Below are 24,107 nucleotides of genomic sequence, written 5' to 3' on the forward strand. Positions count from 1 at the left end.
AGGGCGGGCCGTTGTGTCTGCCCTTTTCGCGATGCCATGCTAGGGTGCTGCCGAACACCCGCGGGCTTTGCATCAGACCCGGCCCGATACAGCCATGAACGGATGAATTGATATGAAAATCTATGTGACCAGCATCTTCGTTGACGACCAAGACAAGGCCCAGAAGTTCTACTGCGACAAGCTGGGATTTGAGGTAAAGAACGATATCCCCCTCGGGACGCACCGCTGGCTCACCGTGGTATCGCCCGACCAGCCCGACGGGACAGAGCTTTTGCTAGAGCCCAGCGATCACCGCGCCGTTGGCCCCTACAAACAGGCGCTGGTGGAGGACGGGATCGCGGCCCATTCCTTTCAGGTTGAGGATCTGGATGCCGAAGTCAAACGGCTGACCGACAGCGGTGTCGCCTTCACCCAAGACCCTATTGATGCCGGCCCCGTCCGCATGGCGGTGCTGGATGACACCTGCGGGAACCTCATCCAGTTGATCCAGATGGCGACCCCCGGCGCGGCCTAGCCCTGCTGGAACACCGCCGAGACTTCCGCGCGAATGATCCGTGCGATCAGCGCGCAGTCGTCCAACGAGAACGTCAGCGGGACGCGCATGTCCATGATACTGGCGAGCACCGCATCGCTGGCGGGCAGCGCAGAGGGTTCGGCATAGCGCCATGAATCGTAGCGGCTGGTAAAGCCCACAGGCTCCGCCCCGCCGAACCACTTAAGCTCTACCCCGCGGGCGGCGCAGCGGGTCAGCACTGTTGTGATGGCCTCGGGGGCCCAGCCAGACAGCAGGAACTGGAACGACGATCCGACAAAGCGTTCCACCGCGGGGCGGTCGATGAGGGTCAGGCCGGGCGTGTCGCGCAAGCCGTCCTGAACCACGTGATACCGGGCATTCCACCCGTCGATCTGTGCCTCAAGCCGCTTGAGCTGCGGGCGCAGGATCGCCGCGCGCAGGTTATCCATCCGGCCAGAGATATTCGGCGTGTCGTATTTCACCGTCTCGAAGGCTTCGGGCGGCGGCCCCGCCAGATGCCGGTCATAAAGCATATAGGACCCTGAGAGCATGATCGCCCGCGCCGCAAGTGCTGCATCATCGGTGACCAGCAACCCGCCCTCGCCCGCGTTGACGTGTTTGTAGGTCTGGCAGGAATAGCACCCCACCGCCCCATGCCGCCCCGATGGCACACCGTTCCAGCTTGCCCCCATGGTATGAGCGCAATCCTCTACCACGGTGACACCGGCGGCATCACAAAGCGCCATCAACCGGTCCATATCGCAGATATGCCCGCGCATATGGCTTAGCAGCAGCACCCGCGCCTGATCCAGCTTGGCGGCCAAATCGTCCAGATCGATCACCAGCCCTTGGGTGACATCGACAAAGACCGGCGTGGCCCCGACCGCGGCAATCGCGCCGGGCACGGGGGCCAGCGTGAAAGCGTTGGACAGCACCCGATCCCCCGGCTTGACGCCAACGGCCCGCAAGGCGGTCGCGATGGCATAGCCGCCCGAGGCCACGGCAAGGCAGTATTGCGCGCCCACCATCGCGGCGAACTCCTGCTCTAGCAGCGCGGCCTCGGCGGTTTCGCCGGGCGCGGTGTTATAGCGGTGCAGCCGCCCGTGGCGCATCACGGCGACGGCGGCGTCGATGGCGTCCTCGGGGATCGGTTCTTGCTGGGTGAAGCTGCCGGCGAACACCTCTGCCGTGTCAGATGCCATGTCAGACAGCACCGATCAGACGGGTCACGATGTCGGGCAGATCGTCATAGTGGTCCAGCAGGGCTTCGGGGCCAAGTGCTGCCATATCATCGCCCGAGGGACCGAAGGAGACCAACACGCAAGGCACCCCCGCCGCGCGCGCCGTCTCGCGGTCGGTATTGGTATCGCCCACAAGCAAGCACAACGCGGGGTCGCCCCCGGCTCGGCGCGCGGTTTCGAACAGATGCTCCGGATCGGGCTTGCGGATCGCCAGCGTATCGGCCCCCACCATCGCGCCAAAGGCATCGCGCACGCCAAGCTTGGTCAGCAGCGTATGGGCCAGCCCTTCGGGCTTGTTGGTGCAGATCGCCACGCGATAGCCCGCGGCTTTCAACGCCTCCACCGCCTCCATCGCGCCGGGGTAAAGCACGGTATGGGTATCGATCTCGCGGCCATAGGCTTCGAGCAGCATGGGATAGTAGCGGTCGATCGTCTCGGCGTCGTCGGCGCGCCCCAAACGTTCCATGCCCAACCGCAGCATCGCGCGGCCGCCTTTCAGCGCCGTGCCTGCATCGGTCTTGGCATCCAGCACATCGCCCTCGCCCATGTCGCGGAAACAGGCATTGGCCGCGGCGATCAAGTCTCCGCTGGTGTCCGCGAGCGTCCCGTCGAGGTCGAATACGACTGTTTTCATCGGCATTCCTTTGCTGAATGTGTTGCAGGCGGAAATCTTCTTTGATGACCCCTAGCCTTGCGCAAAATCGCCAACAAGGTAAAGAGAGCAGACATTAAATTGATTAAAGAGATTATACATGGAAGTTGCACTGATCCTTTTGGCCGCAGGCAAAGGTACCCGTATGCAATCGGATCTGCCCAAGGTTCTGCATGCGGTCGCCCACGCACCATTGTTAGAGCACGCCATGGCATCAGGTGCCGCACTATCGCCTGCCCGCACGGTCGTTGTAGCAGGCCACGGGGCAGATCAGGTCCGCGCCGCAGCGCAGGCTTTTGATGACGAAGCACAGGTCGTCGTGCAAGAGGAACAACTGGGCACCGCCCACGCCGTTGGTCAGGCGCGCGAGGCGCTGGCAGGCTTCGACGGCACGGCCATCGTGCTTTATGGCGATACGCCTTTCGTGCAGACCGAAACGCTTGAAAACATGTGCGCAGCGCTTGAGACGAATGATGTCGTCGTGCTGGGCTTTGACGCCGCTGATCCTGCCCGCTATGGCCGGTTGGTGATGCAGGACGACAGCCTTGACCGCATCGTTGAATACAAGGATGCCACAGATGAAGAGCGTGCGATAACCCTTTGTAATAGCGGTGTTGTTGCGTGCAAATCCGATCTGCTGTTTGACCTGATTGATGCGGTCGGCAACGACAACGCATCGGAAGAATACTACCTCACCGATATCATCGGCATTGCACGGGAACGCGGGCTGAAAGCCACTGCCGTCACCTGTGACGAGGCCGAGACGATGGGCGTGAACTCCCGCGCGGATCTGGCCGCTGCCGACGCCGCGTTCCAGTCGCGCGCCCGTGCAGCCATGCTTGAGGACGGTATCACGCTGATGGCCCCCGAGACGGTCTATTTCGCCCGTGACACCTATATCGGCCGCGACACGGTGATCGAACCCAATGTGGTCTTTGGCCCCGGCGTGACGATTGAATCCGGTGCCACCATCCGCGCGTTCAGCCACCTTGAAGGCTGCCACGTCGCACGCGGCGGGGTCATCGGCCCCTACGCCCGCCTGCGCCCCGGTGCAGAGCTGTCCGAGGATGTGCGCATCGGCAACTTTGTCGAGGTCAAGAACGCGCAGATCGCCGAAGGGGCCAAGGTGAACCACCTGAGCTATATCGGCGACGCGACCATCGGCGCCAAAGCCAATATCGGCGCGGGCACGATCACCTGCAACTATGACGGCGTGATGAAGCACCACACCCATATCGGGGCCAATGCCTTTATCGGGTCGAACACCATGCTGGTGGCCCCCGTGCATATCGGCGACGGAGCGATGACGGGATCGGGGTCGGTCATCACCTCGGATGTGGAGGCTGACGCATTGGCGCTGGCGCGCGCGCATCAGGTAGAGAAACCGGGCATGGCGCGGAAATTGTTGGAAATGTTAAAGGCCAAGAAGGCCAAACAGCAGAGAGGCAGCTAATCATGTGTGGTATTGTCGGTATCCTTGGCCAACACGAAGTTGCGCCTACCCTTGTCGAAGCCCTGAAACGTCTGGAATATCGCGGCTACGACAGCGCCGGTATCGCGACGATTGACGCGGGCAAGCTGGACCGCCGCCGCGCCGTCGGCAAACTGGTGAACCTGTCGGATCTGCTGGTGCACGAACCGCTCGCCGGGAAGTCGGGCATCGGGCATACCCGTTGGGCGACCCATGGCGCGCCATCGGTCACCAATGCGCACCCGCATCAGGCGGGGCCCGTGGCTGTTGTGCATAATGGCATCATCGAAAACTTCCGCGAGCTGCGCGCCGAACTGTCCAAGGACGGCGTTGAATTCGTGACCGAGACGGACACCGAAACGGTCGTGCTGCTCACCCAGAAATACATGGCCGAAGGGCTGGGCCCTGTAGACGCCGCGACCAAGACCATTGCGCGGCTGCATGGGGCTTTCGCGCTGGCGTTCCTGTTTGACGGTGAAGACGATCTGATGATCGGCGCGCGCAAGGGGGCCCCGCTAGCCGTCGGCTATGGCGACAACGAGATGTATCTGGGCAGCGACGCGATTGCGCTGTCACCCATGACGGACCGTGTGACCTACCTCGAGGAAGGCGACCGCGCCGTGCTGACCCGCACGTCGGTCAAGATCTACGACGCCAATGATGCCCCTGTTGACCGTGTGGTCAAGAAGATCAGCCTGGATACCACCCGCATCGACAAGGCCGGCCACAAGCATTTTATGGCGAAAGAGATCGCAGAGCAGCCCGCCGTGATTGGCGAGGCCCTGTCGCGCTATCTCACAGCGGACGGAGAGATCATGCTGCCCGATCCGGGGCTCGATTTCACCAAGATCGACCGTATCACCATGGTCGCCTGCGGCACGGCCTTCTACGCCTGCCTCACCGCGAAATACTGGTTCGAACAGATCGCCCGCATGCCGGTCGAGGTCGATGTCGCGTCGGAATTCCGCTATCGTGAACCGCCCATCTCGGACCGGACCATGGCGCTGTTTGTCAGCCAGTCGGGCGAAACCGCCGACACGCTGGCCGCGCTGCGCTATTGCGCGGGCAAGGCCGATCTCATCACTTCGGTGGTCAATGTGACTGAATCCTCCATCGCGCGGGAAAGCAATCTGGCGTTGCCGATCCACGCCGGTGTCGAGGTGGGCGTCGCCTCTACCAAAGCCTTCACCTGCCAGTTGACCGTCTTGTTCCTGATGGTGCTGAAAGCCGCCGTCGACCGCGGCGCGATCACCAAGGAAGAGCTGGCCGATTATGTCTCTGGTCTGCGGTCCATGCCGTCGCTGATCAACACCGCGCTCGAACAAAACGCCGCCCTGCGGGACGAAGCCTACAAGCTTTCCTCGGCCCGTGACGTGTTGTTCCTGGGGCGTGGCGCGATGTTCCCCCTTGCTCTTGAAGGCGCGCTAAAACTGAAAGAAATCAGCTATATACACGCCGAAGCTTATGCGTCAGGAGAACTTAAACACGGCCCGATCGCGCTGATCGACGAAAACGTGCCTGTGGTGGTCATGGCCCCCAACGACACGCTCTTCGACAAGACCGTCAGCAACATGCAAGAGGTCATGGCGCGCAAGGGCAAGGTTATCCTGATCTCGGATCGCGCGGGGCTGGATGAAGCCGCCGAAGGCACGTGGGGGCAGATCGAGATGCCACCCGTCGCCGATGCGCTCGCCCCTATCCTCTATGCGATCCCGGCGCAGTTGCTGGCCTATCACACCGCGATTGCCAAAGGCACCGATGTCGACCAACCGCGCAACCTGGCTAAATCGGTGACTGTGGAATGAACCTTGCCCCCTATATGGCGCAGCTGAACGAACTGGCTGATCCCGCCGCTGTCGAGAAGATGCAGGCCTATCACAAGGTGGATCGCCCCTATCTGGGCGTTGCCAACCCGCAGATCAACGATCTGACCAAAGCGTGGCGGGCCGAGCTGTCGCTGACCGACCGGATCGCGCTGGCCGATGCCCTGTGGCAAAAGGATATCTTCGAGGCGCGGGTGGCGGCGGCCAAGCTGTTGACCCAGGCCCGTCTGCGCCCGGATGACGAACCCGCGTGGCAGTTGATCCAAAGCTGGGTACCGGACTTCGACAGCTGGGCCATCGCGGATCATGCCTGCATGGCGGCGCAAAAACGGTTGCTGGCAGACCCTCAACGTCTGGATGTGGTCGAGACCTGGACCCAATCGGGCGAACTGTGGTCGAAGCGGGCGGCACTTGTTGCCACCCTGCCCTGGACCAAGCAGAACAACCCCAAGCCCGAAGAGCTGGACGCGCGCGAACGTATCCTTGGTTGGGCAGCGGGGTATCTGCCGGTCAAGAACGGCATCCTGCAAAAGGCCATCGCGTGGTGGGTGCGCGACCTCAGCCGTCATGACCCCGTGCGCGCCGCCGCCTTTATCGAGGACAACCGCGCCACCCTCAAACCCTATGCGATCAAGGAAGCCGCGCGCCATATGCCGGATTTCCCGCTGGAAGCCGCAGTGACGGCGGACGTGACGGCGGAAGACGAAGCCCCCGCATCAGACAACTGATCCCTACAGAAAACGGGCGTCCAAGGTTCCCCCTCGGACGCCCGTTTTGTATCTTACACCGTCACCGCGCGGCTTAACCGTTGGTGGACACTTCAACTTTGGTCAGATCCGTCAGCGACGCGCCAATCAGACGCAGCGCCGACAACGACATGCGGCTCCCGCCCGAGGCAGGCCCATCCAGCGGGATCAGTTCAACCGTAGAGGATTTGCCCGTCGCGGGGTTCGTAACGCGGCCCTGCATTTCCGATTTCACCAGCGGTGTTTTCATCCACAGCCCTGGCTCTGTCGCGCTACCAAGCGAGGCGACAGTGGTGCCCAGCGATTTAGCCCCTGCCGCAGCAGGTTTTGACGCCTCGGCGCGTTGTTCGGCCGTGGTGGTGTCAAGCGCGTCGGCTGTGCGTGCCCCAGCAGGCGGACGGGCAGCCGCGGTGGCGGACGACAGGGACGCCTCAGCACGCGCCTCGGCCTCGGCCGTGGGCGGGGCGGCGTCCGCCCCGCGTTTGCCCAAACCCAAACGATCCGTTACGCCCGCACATCCGGCCAGAGCAACGACAGCGACACCTAGAATAATATAATGTTTCATGGGTTAAATCTAACGCTCCCCCCCTGCCGCTTCAATCTCCTAAATGCTACTTGCCCCGGGATGGGCCGATGTTTACCTATGGGATATGAATGCACCTTTGATTGACCCGTTCGCCCGCGCTATCACCTATCTGCGCGTCTCTGTCACAGACCGCTGTGACTTTCGCTGTGTTTATTGCATGTCCGAGAATATGAATTTCCTCCCCAAGAAGGAACTTCTGACCTTGGAAGAGCTGGATCGGCTGTGCACCAACTTTGTCGATCTGGGTGTGCAAAAGCTGCGCATCACCGGCGGTGAGCCTTTGGTCCGCAAAGGTATCATGACCTTCTTCGACAGCATGACCCGCCATCTGGACGCCGGCACGCTGAAAGAGCTGACGCTGACCACCAATGGCAGCCAGTTAGAACGTTATGCCGCCGATCTTTATGCTGCGGGCGTGCGCCGTGTGAATGTCTCGCTTGATACGCTGGACGATCAGAAATTCGCCGACATCACCCGTTGGGGGCGTCTGCCGCAGGTGCTGCGCGGGATCGACGCAGCGCAGAATGCCGGGCTGCGTGTCAAGATCAACGCCGTCGCGCTGAAAGGCTTCAACGAGGCAGAACTGCCGTCGATGACCGCTTGGTGTGCGGATCGCGGGATTGATCTGACCTGGATCGAGGTGATGCCCATGGGCGACTTGGGCAACGAGGACCGCTTGGGCCAGTATTGGTCGCTCAAGGATGTGCGCCGCACCTACGAGGAACATTACACCGTCACCGATCTGGCCGAGAATACGGGCGGCCCTGCCCGGTATGTCCGGCTGGAAGAGACCGGCCAGAAGATCGGCTTTATCACGCCGCTGTCCCATAATTTCTGCGAAAGTTGCAACCGCGTGCGGATCACCTGCACCGGTGAAATCTACATGTGTCTGGGGCAGGAAGATGTGGCCGACCTGCGCGCGCCCTTGCGCAATCACCCCGATGACGACGCGCCCTTGAAAGACGCAATTCGCGCGGCGATCAACCTTAAGCCCAAGGGCCACGACTTTGATTATTCACGGCAAAAGCTGGATGGGCAGATGCCCCGCCACATGAGCCACACAGGCGGCTGACGCGACCGTGTCCGCGCCTTTCCTGTACCGCGCCTGGGTTCTTGCCAGCCGCTGCCTGATCCCCTTTGCCGCCAGCGCAGAGGCGCGCAAGCTGAACGCGCAAGACGTGCCCGCCGCCCGCGCGGGAGAGAAACGCGGCATCGCCACACAGCCGCGCCCAAGCGGCGCGCTCGTCTGGGTGCATGCGGCCTCCGTGGGCGAAAGCCTGTCGGTGCTGGCGCTGATCACCCGCATGGGGCACATGCTGCCCGATGCGCATTTCCTGATTACGTCCGGCACCGCGACCTCGGCCAGGCTGGTGGACCAACGTCTGCCGCCGCGCAGCCTGCACCAGTTTGCCCCGCTGGACGCCCCCGGCCCGTTAAAGCGGTTCCTGGCCCATTGGCAGCCCGACGCCGCGATATTTGTCGAAAGCGAGATCTGGCCGCAGATGCTGCGACGGACCCATGCGACCGGCGCGCCGATGGCGTTGGTCAACGCGCGCATGTCTGACAAGACGGTCGAGTTCTGGGAGAAATGGCCCCGCACTGCCCGCTACCTGTTCGATGTCTTCACGCTGATCGTGACGCAGAATGACGCGATGGCACGCAATATGATCCGCATGCATGCCCCCGCCGATCGTGTGTCGCCAGGCGTGAACCTGAAATCCATGGCCGGCCCGCTGCCCGTCGATGCACAGGCGTTGGCGGCTGCGCGCACAGCGCTTGGCGGGCGGGCGGTCTGGGTCGCCTCCTCCACCCACGAAGGCGAGGAACGCAGCGTTCTGGACGCGCATAAGAAGCTGCTGCGCGAGATCCCCGATCTGTGTCTCATCCTTGCCCCCCGCCACCCCGAACGCGGCGACGCGGTAGAGGCGCTGGTACAGGATGCGGGGCTGACCGTGCAGCGTCGCAGCCGTGGGGACGCCCCAGGGGGGCAGGTCTATCTGGCCGACACGTTGGGGGAATTGGGCCTCTGGTACAGCCTGTCCGATGTCGTGTTTCTAGGCGGATCGCTGCTGCCCATTGGCGGGCATAACCCGTTCGAGGTGGCGCAATCGGGTGCTGCGGTGCTGTCGGGCAACCATGTTGCGGCCTTTGCGGAAACCTATGCCCAGCTCGAGGCTGAAGGCGCTGCGCGGATCGTGGCGGATGGCGATGATCTGGCCGCCCGCGTTGCCGCGCTCTTGACCAAACCGGATGAGCTGGCGACGATGACCGCTGCCGCTGCCCGCTTCATCGCGGCACAGGATGACCAGCTTGATGCCATTGCCAGCCGTCTGATCACCACATTGAAGTTGGATACCCCATGACGCACCCCCTTGCCCGCACCGATGTGATCGCGCCGAATTTCAAACGCAGGCTCAGCGGCGTCACGGCCACTGTGATGCGGCTGGTGCCGGTCCAATCGCGCGATATCTCTATCGCGGCAACGGGACCCGTTGTGCCTGATGATGTGCCGCAGGTGCCGCTGGCCTCGCTTGTGACCATGTCGCGCCGCGGGCCGTCACCGTCGGGCTGGCGGGTCTGGCACGCGCGGCGCAACGTCGAGATGCTGGGCGGGCTGGCGCTGCGCTATCTGCTGGGCAAGCGGCTCAAGCTGATGTTCACCTCGGCCAGCCAACGCGAACAGACCGGCCTGACGCGCTGGCTGATCCGGCGGATGGATGCCGTGGTGGCTACCTCGGACCGGACAAACGCCTATCTGGAAAACCCCGGCCATGTGATCATGCACGGGATCGACACCGAAGGCTTTGCCCCCTCGCCCGACCGCGCCGCCCTGCGCGCCGAGCTTAAGCTGCCAGTGAACGCGACGCTGGTGGGCTGCTACGGCCGTATCCGCGCACAAAAGGGCACCGATGCCTTTGTCGAGGCGATGCTGCCGATCCTGCGAGACAACCCCGATGTCGTCGCCCTTGTGATGGGGCGCGCGACCGAGAAATACGAGAGCTTCGAAAAGGGCCTGAAAGACCGCGCCCGCGCCGAAGGGCTGTCGGACCGGATGCTGTTCCTGCCAGAGGTGCCTGTGGGCGATATGGCGGATTTCTACCGCGTGCTGGACCTTTACGTCGCCCCCCAACGGTGGGAGGGCTTCGGCCTCACCCCGATCGAGGCGATGGCCTGCGGTGTGCCCGTGGTCGCGACCCGTGTGGGGGCCTTTGAAAAGCTGGTGGTGCAAGGTACGACGGGCCTACTGGTGGACCCCGATGACATTCCAGCGCTTGAGGCCGCGACGCGCGATGCCCTGTCCGACCGGACCCGACTGGCCGCATGGGCAGAGGCCGGGCGCAGCTATGTGATGTCGGATTTCTCTATCGCCCGCGAAGCGGCGGCGCTGGTCAAAATCTATCGCAAGCTGCTGGCGGCATAGGGCGCGGGTTTCCCCCGCCCCATGCCTGTGTGATCAGCCGATGGGCATGCGTTGTTCGGCGATACCCGCCCACCAGCTGCAGCCCGCGGGAATGATATCGTCGTTAAAGTTATACATCGGGTGGTGCACCATCGCAGTGTCGCCATTGCCGACCAGAATATAGGCACCGGGGCGCTCTTCGAGCATAAAGGCGAAATCCTCGCCCCCCATGACCAAAGGTGCTTCGTCGCATTGCCCCGAGATGCCGCGCGCGACATCCGCCGCGAATTCAGTCTGTTCGTCGTGGTTCACCATCACCGGATAGTTGCGCACGTATTTGACCTTTGCCGTCGCGCCAAAGGTCGCCGCGATGCCTTCACAAATCTCTGTCACGCGCTTTTCAGCCAGATCGCGCAGGTCATTGGACAGGGTGCGCACGGTGCCCAGCAAGTTCACCCGCTGCGGGATCACGTTGAACGCCTTGGACGAGGATTCGATCGAGGTGATCGAGACAACGATATTGCCCACGGGGTCCGCGTTCCGGCTGACGATGGTTTGCAGCGCGGTGATGATATGTGCGGTGACCACACCGGTATCGATGGTCTCGTGTGGTTTGGCCGCGTGGCCGCCCAGACCCTCGACTTCGATTTCCAGCAGGTCGGTGGCCGCAAAGAACGGGCCGGGGCGGATGCCGAATTGTCCGGCAGGAATGCCGGGCCAGTTGTGCATGCCATAGACTTCCTGAATGCCCCAGCGTTCCATCATGCCGTCCTTGCACATCTCGCGCCCGCCACCGCCGCCTTCTTCGGCAGGCTGAAAGATCACCACAACGGTCCCGTCGAAATTCCGTGTCTCGGCCAGATACTGCGCCGCGCCCAACAGCATCGCCGTGTGGCCGTCGTGGCCGCAGGCATGCATCGCATTGGGCGTTTTGGAGGCATAGTCCAGCCCCGTCTGTTCGTGGATCGGCAGCGCGTCCATATCCGCACGCAGCCCGATGACCTTGCCCGAGCTGGTGGCATTGCCCTTGATCACGCCGACAACACCGGTACGCCCGATGCCTTCGACAACTTCGTCACAGCCGAAAGCGCGCAGTTTCTCGGCCACGGTGGCAGAGGTGCGATGCGTCTCGAACAGGATCTCGGGGTGTTCATGCAAATCACGTCGCCATGCGGTGATGTCGGTGTGCAATTCGGCAAATCGGTTCTTAACGGGCATTTTTCGAAGTCCTTGAAGTCTGTGAAAAAAGGGAAACGCGCAGCGCCCCTTTCGGGCAAAGCCGGCGGCTAGGCTGGCAATCTTGTTTCAATCATTTCCGCGAACCAGCTACAACCTGCGGGGATCGCGTCATCGTTGAAATTATACATGGGGTGGTGGACGGTGGGCCCGTCGCCATTACCCAGCATGATATAGGCACCGGGGCGCTGGTTCAGCATATACGAGAAATCCTCTCCGGCCATGATCGGCGGCGTGTCGCGGTCTACACCGGGGGCGATATTCTCGGCCACATCAGCGGCATAGGCGGTGTTCGCGTCAGCGTTCACGGTGATGGGATAGCCGCGCGCGTAAGCGATGTCGGCAGTGCATTGGTGGGCGGCGCAGGTGTGGGTCACGACTGCCTCCAGCCGGTCCTGCACCAGATCGCGGATGCCCGCATCCAGCGTGCGGACCGTGCCGCGCAGCCGCACGGTTTGCGGCAGGACGTTGTGGCTGTCGGTATCGGACCGCAGGGTACAGACTGACACGACAGCATTCTTGATCGGATCCACGTTGCGTGCGGCGATGGATTGCAGCGCGACAACGACATGCGCCGCGGCAAGGTTGGTATCGATCGCCTCGTGCGGGGCTGCGGCATGGCCGCCCTGCCCGGTGATGATGATGTCGAACTCATCCGCCGCCGCCAGCAAAGGGCCACTGCGGATCGCGAATGCGCCGACGGGATGGCCGGGCATATTGTGCAGCCCGTAGACCTCGTCGATCGACCAACGCTCCATCAGGCCTTCCTCGACCATGACGTTGCCACCGCCGCCGCCCTCTTCAGCGGGCTGGAAGATAAGCACCGCCCGCCCGTCGAAATTGCGCGTTTCTGCCAGATACTGCGCGGCCCCCAGCAGGATCGCGGTGTGCCCGTCATGGCCGCAGGCATGCATCTTGCCCGGCGTTTTGGACGCATACTCAAGCCCCGTCGCCTCGGTGATGGGTAAAGCGTCCATGTCCGCGCGCAAGCCGATGCTGCGCCCCGAGGCATTGGTCTTGCCCTCGATCACCGCGACGATGCCGCTTTGCGCCACGCCGGTGGTGATATCGGTAATGCCAAAGCTGCGTAGCTTCTCTTCGACGAAAGCCGCGGTCTGCGGCAGATCGAATTGCAATTCGGGGATCGTATGCAGGTGACGCCGCCACGCGGTGATGTCGGCATGGGTTTCGGCAAAGCGGTTCTTGATCGGCATCGCGTGCGTTCCTTTATGTGTCTAGACGTTCGGGCCCAGGATCATCGGGCTTCCATCGGTGAAACGTGCAAGGCGAAAGCGGGTCAGGTCGTGCCCGCCGCTTTGCCCCGTGGCCAGACGCGCCAGAACGCGGCCCATACCCGGCCCGATACCAAAGCCGTGCCCCGACATGCCCGTGCCAATGGTCAGCCCCGGCAGTGCTGCCACAGTATCCACGACAGGTACAATGTCAGGCATCGTGTCGATCATCCCCGCCCAGGCAGATTTCAGCTTTATCGGACCCAAGTCGGGGAACATTGCTGAAAAATCACGCAGCAGGCGGCGGATCTTGGCCATATTGGGCACGGGATTAAGGATGCGCATCGCCTCGAAGGGGGATGGGGTATCGGCCTGCCAGCGCCGCTTGGTCGTCCAGGCATCGGGAAAGCCCTTGGGCGCAAAAGGGTGAAGCCTTTGACCAAAGGGATCGGCGCGCAACTGGGTCAGGTAGTGGGGCAAGGCGCGAAAGGCGTCAGGGCCCACAAAGAGCTCGGGCGCGCCGGGAGGAGCGAGCGTATAGCCGCCATCCTCGCGCCGCCGGAACGCGACCCGCCCGTCCGACACCGCCCCTGCGTAAATTTCAGGCAAGCTTTCGGTCGCCGCCACATTTTCGCGCACCGACAGCTGCGGCATAGAGATACCGTGATTGCGTAGGAACAGCGCCGACCACGCGCCACCTGCCAGCACCACCTGCGAAGACGCGATACGCCCATGCTCCGTGATCACCCCGGCAACCCGCCCCGCCGCGATATCAAGGCAGCGCACGGCGCAATTCTCGATGATCTGAACGCCCTCTCGCGCGGCGATACCGGCGAGTGCGGGCACCGCGACCCAAGGCTCCGCCCGCATGTCCGACGGCGTGATCAGCGCGCCGATCTGAGGTGTCGCAAGGCCGGGGAACATGGCGGAGACCTCGGCCGCCGTCATCATCCGACTGTCCGCGCCGTTGGCCCGCGCATGGGGCAGCCAGTTTTCATAGCCCGCAAGCTGTGTCGGCCTTTGCGCCAGATAGGCGATGCCGCCCTGCCGCAGCCCGATATCCACATTCGTTTGCCCCGCAAGTTCGCGCCAGAGCGCCTGCGCCTCGGCCATGATCGGCATCTCGTCAGGGTCGCGCCCCTGTTGCCGGATCCACCCCCAGTTGCGGCTGGATTGTTCGGCGGCGATGCGGCCCTTTTCCAGCAAGGTGACCGAGTGACCCTCCCGGGCGAGGAACAGTGCCGTGCAGACCCCGATGATCCCGCCGCCGATAACGACGATATCCGACGTGGCTGGCTGGGGGCCGGGATAGGTGACGGGGGTGGTCGTATGGATCGGGAAAGGCTGCATGGGTCAGGCTTTATATTGCGTGGGCGTCGCGGGCAAAACAGGCCTGGATCGGGGGCCAGCCCCCGGTGCCGCGCTGCGGCCCCTCCCCCGGGATGTGATGCCATTTGGAAGAAGGGGGCCGCTGCGCTGTTTCATTTCAAACGTTCAAGCAGGTCACGCATGAAGCTATGGCCGGCCTCGAATTGCGCGACTTCGATATATTCGTTGGGCTGGTGCGCCTGTGCGATATCGCCAGGGCCGCAGATCACCGCGCTATACCCGGCTTCCTGGAACTGTCCGGCCTCGGTCCCGTAGGAGACCTTGTGGCTGGCATTGTCGCCGGTGATCTGGCGCACGAATGTTTCAGCCAGCCCGTCTTTTTCGGGTTGTAGTGCGGGGACGTCGAAACGGGGGGTGACCTCGATATAGGTTTCGGGGACGACCTCTTGCATCTGCTTTTCGACCTCGCGCACCTTTTCCAGATAGGCGGTGCCCCAGGCGTCTTTATCTTCGCCCGGCACGACGCGGAAATCCATGGCGAAGTGGCAATCCTTGGCGGTGATATTATGCGCTGTCCCGCCCGAGATCACGCCCACATGGGCGGTGGTAAAGGGCGGGTTGAACATCGCCGCAAGCTCGCTGGGTTTGCGGGCCATGTTCTCGGTGTTCACCTCATTGGCCCATTCGATCAGCTTGGCCCCCGCCATGATCGCGTTGACGCCTGTGTGCAGGAGCGAGGAATGCACCTCGAAGCCGACCACATGGGTGTTGAAGCCCGTGCCGCCCTTGTGGCCTGTAACGGCCTGCATGGTCGAGGGTTCCCCCACGATCACCAGCGCCCCCTTGGGCAACACCGGTTGCATCGCCTCGATCATCGGAGGGGCACCGGTGCAGCCGATTTCCTCGTCAAAGCTGAGCGCGATCTGGAGCGGGCGTTGCACGTCGGCGTAATGCGCCTCTACCAGTGCCCAAATAGCCAGCGCATCAAAGCCCTTCATGTCGCAGCAGCCGCGCCCGTAATAGCGCCCGTCCCGTTCGACCACGGTGAAAGGGTCGCTGTCCCAGGGCTGGCCGTCCACCGGCACCACATCGGTATGCCCCGACAGGACCACCGCGCCCTCTTCCCACGGGCCCACATGGGCGAAAAGCGCATGTTTGGGTTGATCGGGGTGGATATAGCGATGGGACGCGATGCCGTGGCTTTCAAGGTAATCGGCCACCCAGTCGATCAGCGGGATATTCGTATCCCGCGACACAGTGGGAAAGCTGACGAGTTTTTCCATCAGCTCGAACGGGGTCATGCGCGCAGTCATTTATGTGGTCCTTTAGTATCCGCTATCGGTGATCAAGACCTGATGGCCGGGGGATACGGTTTTGTAAACAGAGGGTTCCGCGACATAGCTTGTCGGATGGATCGGGGACGGGATCGGCTTGAAGTTCAGCTCGCTTTCCTTTTTGCGACGCCGTGGATCGGCGATGGGGACGGCTTTCATCAGTGCCTGTGTATAGGGGTGCTGCGGGTTTTCAAACACCTGCGACCGCGTGCCCATTTCCACGATCCGGCCCAGATACATCACGCCGACGTGGTGGCTGACCCGTTCGACCACAGCCATATCGTGGCTGATGAACAGGAAGGACAGCCCCATTTCCGCTTGCAGCTCCAGCATCAGGTTGACCACCTGCGCCTGCACCGACACATCCAGCGCCGACACGGCTTCATCCGCGACGATCAGCTTGGGGTTCAGCGCCAAGGCCCGCGCGATGGCGACGCGCTGGCGCTGACCACCTGACAGCTCGTGCGGGAAGCGGCGCATGAAGCTGCGCGGCAGTTCCACGCGGTCAAACAGCATCTCGATGCGTTTGGTCAGTTCGGCCCCTTTGAGCGTGCCATAATTGTGGATCGGTTCGGCCACCTGATCCGACAGCTGCATCTGCGGATTGAGCGAGGCAAACGGGTCCTGAAAGATCATCTGCATGTCCAGTCGCGCCTTGTGCAGGCCACGTGAATCCAGTGCCATGATGTCTTTGCCGTCGAGGTTGACCTCGCCCGACTGCGGTTCGACCAGCCGCAGCAAGGACCGCCCCGCCGTAGATTTCCCGCAGCCGGATTCCCCCACAAGGCTTAGCGTCTGGCCCTTGTTGATGGTAAACGATAGGTCCTCCACCGCATGGACATTGGCGACGGTGCGGCGCAGGAAGCCGCCCTGCACCGGAAAGCGCGTGGTCAGGTTCTTGACCGTCAGCAGCGTTTCCTCTGTGCCCTTGATGGGTTTGATCTCTTTATCCGCCGTCCCGAGCAGTTTCATCGGTTCGGGATAGGGTTTGCCGCGCATCTCGCCCAGCTTGGGGACGGCGGCCAGCAACGCCTTGGTATAGGGGTGTTGGGGATTCTCGAAGATTTCCTCGACCGTGCCTTCTTCGACCTTGTTACCGCGGAACATGACGACGACGCGATCGGCCATCTGGGCAACAACGGCCATGTCATGGGTGATGAACATGACGGCGGTGCCGGTCTCGCGTTTCAAGCGGTCGATCAGCGCAAGGATTTCGGCCTGAATGGTCACATCCAGCGCGGTGGTGGGTTCATCCGCGATCAGCAGCCGCGGCGAACAGGCCAACGCCATTGCGATCACCACACGCTGGCGCATCCCGCCCGACAGCTCGTGCGGGTATTGTGCAAGACGGCGGGCCGGTTCGGGGATGCGGACCTGGGTCAGAAGCTCCAGCGCGCGGGCCTCTGCCTGCGCCTTGGACATGTTCTTGTGCAGGCGTAGCCCTTCGGTCAGCTGGCGACCGACGGTAAAGACCGGGTTCAGCGCTGTCATCGGTTCCTGAAAGATCATCCCGATCTCATTGCCGCGAATATCGCGCATCACATCCTGATCTGTGCGCGCCAAATCGACAGCGGGATCGTTCTGGCGCTCAAATAATAGGCGCCCACCCGCAATTTTTCCGCCGCCGAACTCGACCAGACGCATCAGCGACAGCGAGGACACCGATTTACCCGAGCCGGATTCGCCCACAACGCAGACAGTTTCACCCGCATTGATGTCAAAGCTGACGTTCTCCACACCTAGAACGGGTCCGTCCTGGGTCTGAAATTCGACCCTAAGCTCTTGAATTTGCGCGATTGGTGTCGGCGTTGCCTCGTCTAGCATGGTATTTTCCAGCGCTTCTCGTTTAATCAATTTGACGACGCTAAGGCACTTCGTCATCTGGTGTCAAATCGGTCCAAGGGACCGCTAACATCCGCTGCTTTGGAGGCTTGCATTTTTTTTCAAACCTGTTTCGATGCTTCGACGTTATTGGCGTGGCTGGAAAAACGGGCGTTTTGGCGGGCATCCCTGTCTGTCGCAGCACCCTGCCCCCGGCCGTGATCAAGATTGACGTTTTTGGCATTGCCAGAAAAGACAGACCATAAAAAAAGGCACCTCAAAAAACCAACGGTGTCCAACAAGGAGTAAGCTATGAACATGAAAACCCTGTTACTGGGAGCCGCGGCTTCGGTAGCGATCGCCCCCGCCGCATTCGGCGCCGCCCACGAGGGCGAGCGTGGACGCGACGGCGAGGTGAAAGTTATCTACTGGCAAGCGCCCTCGATCATGACCCCCTATCTGTCAGGCGGCACAAAAGACCTCGAGGCGGCGAGCCTCGTGCTGGAGCCGATGGGCCGCTATGACGAAACCGGCGCGTTGGTCCCCTATCTGGCGACCGAGATTCCCACCGTTGAAAACGGCGGCGTGGCCGAAGACCTGAAATCCATCACCTGGAAGCTGAAAGAGGGCCTGGTTTGGTCCGACGGCACGCCGGTGACCTCGGCGGATCTGAAATTCACCGCTGAATACTGTATGCACCCCGAAGGCGGCTGCGCGCAGGCGTCGAAGTTCGATGGCGTTGAAAGCATCGATATCGTGGATGATCTGACGGTTACCGTTCATTTCACCGACGCCAAGCCAAACCCTTACGGCCCGTTCATGGGCGCGCAATCACCGATCATTCAGGCCGCGCAGTTCAAGGACTGCCTGGGCGCGAAAGCCCCCGAATGTACCGAAGCCAACTTTAACCCCATCGGCACCGGCCCGTTCCGCGTGACAGATTTCCGTCCCAATGACGTGATCCAGATGGAAGCCAACCCCAACTACCGTGACCCCAGCAAACCTGCGTTTGCGACACTGACCCTCAAGGGCGGTGGGGATGCGAATGCCGCGGGTCGTGCGGTGATGGAAACCGGCGAATACGACTATGCCTGGAACATGCAGCTGGCCCCCGATGTGCTGGCGAAAATGGCCGAAGGCGGCAAGGGTCAGGCGATCTCTGCATTCGGGACATTGGTCGAACGGATCGAGATGAACCTGACAGACCCATCGCCGGACCTGCCAGAGGGCGAACGCTCCACCGTGGCGCATCCGCACCCGATCCTGTCGGACTTTAAGGTCCGCAAGGCGCTGTCCATGGCGATCGACCGTCCTTTGCTGGTCGAAGTCGGCTATGGCCAGGCGGGTCGCGCGACCTGTAACCTTGTGCCCGCGCCCGAGCTGTATGCCTCCGACAACACCGAATGTCTGACGCAGGATCTCGAAGGCGCGAAAGCTCTGCTGGAAGAAGCCGGCTGGACCGACACCAATGGCGACGGCATCCGCGACAAAGACGGTGAAAAACTGTCCCTGCTGTACCAGACCTCGACCAACGCTGTCCGTCAGGATTTCCAGGCGCTGATCAAAGACTGGTGGAATCAGATCGGTGTCGAAGTCGAACTGCGCAACCTTGATGCGTCGGTCTTCTTTGGGGGTGACCCCGGTTCGCCCGATACCTTCCAGAAGTTCTATGCCGACGTTGAAATGTACGCGAACAACTTTGACGGCACCGATCCGCAGGCTTACCTGTCTGCCTATCGCTGTGGCAACGAGCCCAAGCCTTCAAGCCAGTGGCAGGGTGAGAACATCAACCGTTTCTGCAACGAAGAATATGACGCGTTGCTGGACGAACTGTCGCGCACGGGCGAGTTGGACAAGCGCGGCGATATCGCCAAGCAGCTGAACAACATCATCACACGTGACACGATGACCATCGTTCCGCTGGTCGACCGTGGTCGGGTTTCCGCTGCGTCCAACACTCTGGGCGGAGTGATCCTGAACACATGGGATTCCGAACTGTGGAATGCCGCCGACTGGTACCGCGTGAAAGAATAATCACGCCCAAGCTCAGAGGAGCACGCAGCGCGCGTGCTCCTCATGACTTGATGCCTGTGTGAATGTGTGCGAAATCGCGCCTCCCTTCGATTTTGACATGCTTCCCCTCCCCTAGACCGACTTGCAAAGGCGCTGTGCATGCTGACCTTCACCATTCGTCGACTACTTTTGTCGATACCAACGCTTTTGTTTATCAGCCTGGTAATCTTCCTGCTGTTGCAACTGGCCCCCGGCGATCCGATGGCCCAGGTGCCGCTGACAGTCCCACCAGAGGTAAAACAGAAAATGCGCGAGGCGCTTGGCCTCGGGCAGCCGCTCTATGTGCAATACTATAAATGGCTGATCCAGTTCTTCTGGGTTGAACCGCAGGTCTTCATTGACTGGGCCACCCGCGACAGCTTCCTGCTGGGCTGGCTGCCCGACACCAGCCTGTCGACCTTCATTGACCCCGACACAGGTGCTGTGCGTCCCGTTCAGCGCGCGATCAGCTGGCAGACCCGCAGCCCGATCATGGACATCGTGATCCAGCGGATGCCGCAGACGCTTTGGGTGGTTGGGCTGAGCTATATCGTGGGCATCCTGATCGCGATCCCGATTGGCATCTATTCGGCCTACCGCCACTATTCGCTATTCGATCAAGCCGGCACCTTTGTCACCATGATCGGCTTTTCGATCCCGCCCTTCTTCACCGGGCCGCTGCTGATCGTGATTTTCTCGGTCTCGCTGGGGTGGTTGCCGTCGATCTATGACACGACCCATGTGGTGACCGACTGGGAGAGTTTCAAATTCCAGTTCATGCAGATGATTATGCCCGTGATGGTGTTGGCGCTGCAAACCACCGCGCAGATCAGCCGCTATATGCGCGGCGCGATGCTGGACAACCTGAACCAGGACTATGTGCGCACCGCCCGCGCCAAAGGGCTGCGCGAAAAATCGGTCGTTCTGGTCCATGTGCTGCGTAACTCGATGATCCCAGTGGTCACGGTGATTGCCCTTGGCATGCCCGCGATCTTTGGCGGCGCGATCATTACCGAAAATGTGTTCAAGGTGAATGGTATCGGGCAGCTGCTGCTGACCGCGCTTTTTGCCAACGACCTGCCAATGGTGATGACGCTGACCTTTATCTTCGCCATCCTCATCGTTCTATTCAACCTGATTGCCGATGTTCTATACGGCCTGCTTGACCCAAGGATCCGCTATGACTGAGCAAGCCACCCCCGCAAGCCCGATCGAGGCCGACATCGAACTCTATGGTGCGCTGGTCGATAAAGAGCCGCAAAAGCCGCCGCGCAGCCAGTGGATCGACGTCTGGCAGCAGTTCCGCAAGCACAAGGGCGCTGTCTTTGGCGGAGGCTTCCTGCTGTTCATCACCCTCGCGGTGTTGTTCGGCCCCTACCTTTGGGATGTCGACCCCAAGGCGCTGGATATCCGCAACAAGAACTGGCGCCCCGTGTATCAACTGCTGTTCGACAGCGAGGCCAAGGCCGGTTGGGCACATCCCTTTGGCACCGACCAACTGGGCCGTGATATCATGGCACAGATGATCGCCGGCGGGCGCGTGTCTATGGCGGTGGGCTGGCTGGCCATGGGGCTGGCGCTGGTCATCGGTTCGGCCATCGGCGTCATCTCGGGCTATTTCAAACGGCTCGATTTCTGGCTGATGCGCTTTACCGATCTGGTTCTGTCGCTGCCGATCCTGCCGCTGACGCTGCTGGCGGTGACCCTGTTCCGCCAACCGCTCAACGCACGCTTTGGCCCCGAAGGCGGGATGTTCATCCTGATCGTCGGCATCATCGGGCTGACCTCGTGGATGCAGACCGCGCGGATCGTGCGCGGCGACATTCTGGCGCTGAAAGAGCGCGAGTTCATCCTCGCCGCGCGGTCCATCGGGACGCGGTCGGGCAAGATCATCCGCAAGCACCTGCTGCCCAACGTCATCTCTCCGATCATGGTTTCGGCCACGCTGGGACTGGCGACCGCGATCATCACCGAAAGTGCGCTGAGCTTTCTGGGCGTCGGCTTCCCGTCGGACTATCCGACATGGGGCAAGCTCTTGTCCGATGCCGTGTCACGGATGCAGGAATTCCCCGAGCGGGTGATCCTGCCCGGCGTCGCAATCTCGCTGACCGTGCTGAGCGTGAACTACCTGGGCGACGGGCTACGTGACGCACTGGACCCGCGGTTGCGCGGACGGTGATCCGGATCGGCCCGTCGCCTTTTGGGGCTTCTGTCGGGTTTGAGTATTTGAGAAAGGGTGAAGGGGGGCTGCGGCCTCCCTTTGTCGTGGGGGCGCAAAAAGCTTGAACTCAGGCGGTTTCCGCGTCAGGGAACTGTCGTGCTGTCGTCAAGGGGATCACGGGGATGTTTGAACAATTCGGTTTCGAGACCACCACACCGCAACAGGCGGCTGTCTGGTTCGCGCTGGCGGTTGGGGTGATCTTTGGCATACTCGGGCAGATCACCAAATTCTGTTTTCGCCGCTCACTGATTGGCGAGGATCGGCGCGCCGCAAAAGGGGTCTGGCTGACAGCGCTGGCCTTTGCCGTGCTGGGGACGCAGGTCGCGGTCGCCATGGGCTGGATCAGCTTTGCCGAACACCGCTTTATGGTGCCGGATGTGCCCTATCTGGCGATTGGCATCGGCGGGCTGCTTTTTGGCGCGGGGATGGTGTTGACGCGGGGCTGTATCTCTCGGCTGACCATTCTGGCGGGCTCCGGCAATTTGCGCGCGGCCTTGGTCGTGGTTGTCTTTGCCGTTGTGGCCCATGCCACGTTGAAAGGCGTGCTGGCTCCGATGCGCGTGGCGCTTGGCAGTGTGACGCTTGGGCTTGGCGATTACGTCAGCCTTGCCGCCCTGCCCGGGGGGGTGATGCTGTGGGGTGGGCTGATCGTGGTGGCGGCCCTTGCCGTGGCGCTGCGATCGGGCAATCGCTGGACCCATCTGGTGATGGCGGCGATGATTGGCCTGCTGGTCCCGCTGGCCTGGGTCGGGACGGGGTTTATCCTGTTTGACGAATTCGACCCTATCGCGATGGAAAGCCTGTCGTTCACCTCTCCTTCGGCCGATGCGCTGTTCTGGGTGGTGGCCAGCAGTTCGATCCCCGCGGGCTTTGGCGTCGGGCTTTTGGGGGGCGTGGCCCTGGGGGCCTGCGCGTCGAGCCTGATCTTTGGCGGCTTTGGTTGGCAGAGTTTCGAGACACCCGCCCAGACGGGCCGCTATCTGACCGGAGCAGCGTTGATGGGTGTGGGCGGTGTACTGGCGGGCGGCTGCACGCTGGGGGCCGGATTGTCCGGCGTGCCCACGCTGTCCCTTGCCGCTATCCTTGCGATTGTGATGATCGGTGTCGGCGTGCTGGCGATGCATGCCTTCCTGCGTGCCACCCCGGCGGGCAGCTGACCCTATTTGATCTTGTGGCGCAGGCGGCGCAGCAGCCCCCAGACCAGCACCACCACCACCGGGACGGCCACTGCCGTGAGCGTGCCCGTGCTGACCCCGATACGGTCGGCCAGCGGGTAGAGCATATAGCCCACCAGCGACACCGCGTAATAGCTGATCGCGACCATGGACAGCCCTTCGACCGTGTGTTGCAAGCGCAGTTGCAGGTCAGAGCGTTTGTCCATGCTTGCCAGTATCGCCTGATTTTGCGCGGATCGTTCCACATCAACCCGTGTCCGCAACAATTCGGCCGCGCGGCTGGCGCGGGCGGACATTTTATTGAGCCGTGTTTCCGAGGATGTGACCGTACGCATCGCAGGCTCGTAGCGGCGCATCATGAATTCATCAAACCCTTGCCGCGCCATGAACCGTGTTTCGCGCAGGGCCCCGATCCGCTGTGCGACGATGGCTTGATACGCCTCTGTCGCGCCCAGACGGTAAGACGCATCGGCCGAAAGCGCCTCTAGCCCGACAGAGATATCCAGCAGCCGGTGCAGCGTGTCTTCGGCCATGGCAGAGGTGCCTGCCATACCCGCCATCAGATCATTCAGCTCTGCATCGATACGGTCCAACTGCCCCGCGAATTCGCGCACCTTGGCAAAGCCGAGCATCGACATGGATTTATAGGTCTCTATCTCGCACAGACGTTGCACGATGCGGCCCAAGCGGCGGCTGCCCGTGCCTTCGCTCGCAAAGACCGCCATGCGCATGTGACCCGCGGGGTCGATACGGAAATCGCTGGCGATGACGGCAGCATCTTCAAGCACCGATGCCACGGCGAGGCTTTCGGGGACGAACCAGTCTTGCAACGCCTCGGCGATCTGCGCGTCCTGTGGCGGGCGGGGCACCAGCCGCAGCAGAATAGAGGTGATCCGCTGCGCGTTCAGGCCCGCGCGCCAATCCTGCGGGAAGACATCAAACTCTGCCGGATCAAAGGGGCGCTGGCCGAGCTGATCCAGAAACACCGTATAGGTCACGAACTCGGTATGCTGCTCCCACTTCAGCGTGTATTTTCCCATCGGGCCGAAATAATGGGTCGCGTCCTCGGCGGGTAGCGGCGCACCATAATGGGCCAAGAGATCACGGAGCTGTTGCAGATCGACAGAGCGGTCCCGCCGCGCGGCCTCCCCCGATGGGCGCACGGCCAGATAGGCCGCAACATGGGGCGCGGTGAGCGAGGGGAACGGGCGGGCGTGCAGCTCGCTATTGAGCGTATAGCGCAGGGGGTGATCGTCGAGGGCGGGCACGATGCG

General features: G+C 62.1%; 20 protein-coding genes. 11 read left to right on the forward strand and 9 right to left on the reverse strand.

Annotated features, from left to right (window positions below; genetic code table 11):
- Nucleotides 1-112: 112 nt before the first annotated feature.
- Nucleotides 113-514, forward strand: coding sequence for a VOC family protein (locus ACTRWK_RS00585; RefSeq protein ID WP_462843749.1), 402 nt, complete (start codon nucleotides 113-115; stop codon nucleotides 512-514).
- Here ACTRWK_RS00585 and ACTRWK_RS00590 read toward each other — a convergent pair.
- Together ACTRWK_RS00590 and ACTRWK_RS00595 are read right to left on the reverse strand one after the other, a co-directional pair.
- Nucleotides 511-1,716, reverse strand: coding sequence for a DegT/DnrJ/EryC1/StrS family aminotransferase (locus tag ACTRWK_RS00590; RefSeq protein WP_462843750.1), 1,206 nt, complete (start codon nucleotides 1,714-1,716; stop codon nucleotides 511-513). The two genes, ACTRWK_RS00585 and ACTRWK_RS00590, sit on opposite strands and share 4 nt — an antisense overlap.
- Before the next feature lies 1 nt (nucleotide 1,717).
- On the reverse strand, nucleotides 1,718-2,389 hold the full coding sequence (locus tag ACTRWK_RS00595) for an HAD-IA family hydrolase (protein WP_005854024.1): 672 nt from the start codon (nucleotides 2,387-2,389) through the stop codon (nucleotides 1,718-1,720).
- 118 nt (nucleotides 2,390-2,507) lie between these two features.
- Here ACTRWK_RS00595 and glmU point away from each other — a divergent pair, with 118 nt between their 5' ends.
- Genes glmU through ACTRWK_RS00610 form a run of 3 tightly spaced genes read left to right on the forward strand, consistent with a single transcriptional unit; the run spans nucleotide 2,508 to nucleotide 6,429 of the window.
- Nucleotides 2,508-3,860 (forward strand): bifunctional UDP-N-acetylglucosamine diphosphorylase/glucosamine-1-phosphate N-acetyltransferase GlmU, encoded by a 1,353-nt coding sequence (glmU, locus tag ACTRWK_RS00600; RefSeq protein ID WP_184581834.1) that lies wholly within the window; start codon nucleotides 2,508-2,510, stop codon nucleotides 3,858-3,860.
- Nucleotides 3,861-3,862: 2 nt separating this feature from the next.
- Nucleotides 3,863-5,683, forward strand: coding sequence for a glutamine--fructose-6-phosphate transaminase (isomerizing) (glmS, locus tag ACTRWK_RS00605; protein ID WP_037964120.1), 1,821 nt, complete (start codon nucleotides 3,863-3,865; stop codon nucleotides 5,681-5,683).
- Nucleotides 5,680-6,429: a DNA alkylation repair protein gene (locus ACTRWK_RS00610; RefSeq protein ID WP_289081557.1), complete on the forward strand. Its 750-nt coding sequence runs from the start codon at nucleotides 5,680-5,682 to the stop codon at nucleotides 6,427-6,429. Before glmS ends, ACTRWK_RS00610 begins: the two co-directional genes overlap by 4 nt.
- A 73-nt stretch (nucleotides 6,430-6,502) precedes the next feature.
- On the opposite strand, the gene ACTRWK_RS00615 is transcribed toward ACTRWK_RS00610, so the two are convergent.
- Complete coding sequence (locus ACTRWK_RS00615; RefSeq protein ID WP_037944481.1) at nucleotides 6,503-7,012, reverse strand: hypothetical protein; 510 nt, start codon at nucleotides 7,010-7,012, stop codon at nucleotides 6,503-6,505.
- Between the two features lie 85 nt (nucleotides 7,013-7,097).
- On the opposite strand from ACTRWK_RS00615, the gene moaA reads away from it, so the two are divergent.
- The 3 genes from moaA to ACTRWK_RS00630 are packed head-to-tail and all read left to right on the forward strand — an operon-like array spanning nucleotide 7,098 to nucleotide 10,454.
- Nucleotides 7,098-8,105, forward strand: coding sequence for a GTP 3',8-cyclase MoaA (gene moaA, locus ACTRWK_RS00620; protein ID WP_005854034.1), 1,008 nt, complete (start codon nucleotides 7,098-7,100; stop codon nucleotides 8,103-8,105).
- Between the two features lie 7 nt (nucleotides 8,106-8,112).
- Nucleotides 8,113-9,396 carry a 3-deoxy-D-manno-octulosonic acid transferase gene (locus ACTRWK_RS00625; RefSeq protein ID WP_180827851.1) on the forward strand — a complete coding sequence of 428 codons (1,284 nt, stop codon included), beginning with the start codon at nucleotides 8,113-8,115 and terminating at the stop codon, nucleotides 9,394-9,396.
- Entirely contained in the window at nucleotides 9,393-10,454 is a 1,062-nt protein-coding gene (locus ACTRWK_RS00630; RefSeq protein ID WP_005854038.1) for a glycosyltransferase family 4 protein, read from the forward strand. The genes ACTRWK_RS00625 and ACTRWK_RS00630 overlap by 4 nt, the downstream gene beginning before the upstream one ends.
- 33 nt (nucleotides 10,455-10,487) lie before the next feature.
- Here ACTRWK_RS00630 and ACTRWK_RS00635 read toward each other — a convergent pair whose 3' ends face one another.
- The 5 genes from ACTRWK_RS00635 to ACTRWK_RS00655 all read right to left on the reverse strand — a co-directional run bounded on the left by ACTRWK_RS00635 (nucleotide 10,488) and on the right by ACTRWK_RS00655 (nucleotide 17,388).
- Nucleotides 10,488-11,651, reverse strand: a complete 1,164-nt coding sequence (locus ACTRWK_RS00635) for a M20 aminoacylase family protein (RefSeq protein WP_037944484.1) — start codon at nucleotides 11,649-11,651, stop codon at nucleotides 10,488-10,490.
- 68 nt (nucleotides 11,652-11,719) lie between these two features.
- Nucleotides 11,720-12,883, reverse strand: a complete 1,164-nt coding sequence (locus tag ACTRWK_RS00640) for a M20 aminoacylase family protein (RefSeq protein ID WP_037944485.1) — start codon at nucleotides 12,881-12,883, stop codon at nucleotides 11,720-11,722.
- A 21-nt stretch (nucleotides 12,884-12,904) separates the two neighbouring features.
- Nucleotides 12,905-14,251 carry an NAD(P)/FAD-dependent oxidoreductase gene (locus tag ACTRWK_RS00645; protein WP_289081555.1) on the reverse strand — a complete coding sequence of 449 codons (1,347 nt, stop codon included), beginning with the start codon at nucleotides 14,249-14,251 and terminating at the stop codon, nucleotides 12,905-12,907.
- A gap of 131 nt (nucleotides 14,252-14,382) precedes the next feature.
- Nucleotides 14,383-15,543 (reverse strand): acetylornithine deacetylase, encoded by a 1,161-nt coding sequence (gene argE, locus ACTRWK_RS00650; RefSeq protein WP_289081554.1) that lies wholly within the window; start codon nucleotides 15,541-15,543, stop codon nucleotides 14,383-14,385.
- A 12-nt stretch (nucleotides 15,544-15,555) separates the two neighbouring features.
- A complete protein-coding gene (locus ACTRWK_RS00655) occupies nucleotides 15,556-17,388 on the reverse strand; it encodes an ABC transporter ATP-binding protein (protein ID WP_037954453.1) in 1,833 nt (610 codons plus the stop codon).
- Nucleotides 17,389-17,697: 309 nt separating this feature from the next.
- Here ACTRWK_RS00655 and ACTRWK_RS00660 point away from each other — a divergent pair, with 309 nt between their 5' ends.
- From ACTRWK_RS00660 to ACTRWK_RS00675, 4 genes are all read left to right on the forward strand, one after another.
- Entirely contained in the window at nucleotides 17,698-19,419 is a 1,722-nt protein-coding gene (locus ACTRWK_RS00660) for a peptide ABC transporter substrate-binding protein (protein ID WP_009824888.1), read from the forward strand.
- Between the two features lie 138 nt (nucleotides 19,420-19,557).
- Nucleotides 19,558-20,625: an ABC transporter permease gene (locus ACTRWK_RS00665; RefSeq protein ID WP_289081553.1), complete on the forward strand. Its 1,068-nt coding sequence runs from the start codon at nucleotides 19,558-19,560 to the stop codon at nucleotides 20,623-20,625.
- Nucleotides 20,618-21,616, forward strand: a complete 999-nt coding sequence (locus tag ACTRWK_RS00670; RefSeq protein ID WP_005854057.1) for an ABC transporter permease — start codon at nucleotides 20,618-20,620, stop codon at nucleotides 21,614-21,616. The genes ACTRWK_RS00665 and ACTRWK_RS00670 overlap by 8 nt, the downstream gene beginning before the upstream one ends.
- 164 nt (nucleotides 21,617-21,780) lie before the next feature.
- Nucleotides 21,781-22,815 (forward strand): YeeE/YedE family protein, encoded by a 1,035-nt coding sequence (locus tag ACTRWK_RS00675; protein WP_278375081.1) that lies wholly within the window; start codon nucleotides 21,781-21,783, stop codon nucleotides 22,813-22,815.
- Between the two features lie 2 nt (nucleotides 22,816-22,817).
- Here ACTRWK_RS00675 and ACTRWK_RS00680 read toward each other — a convergent pair whose 3' ends face one another.
- Nucleotides 22,818-24,101, reverse strand: coding sequence for a DUF3422 family protein (locus ACTRWK_RS00680; protein WP_462843751.1), 1,284 nt, complete (start codon nucleotides 24,099-24,101; stop codon nucleotides 22,818-22,820).
- Between the last annotated feature and the right edge of the window lie 6 nt (nucleotides 24,102-24,107).

It is taken from the genome of Sulfitobacter sp. G5_S2_6_S6 (genome assembly GCF_054968505.1).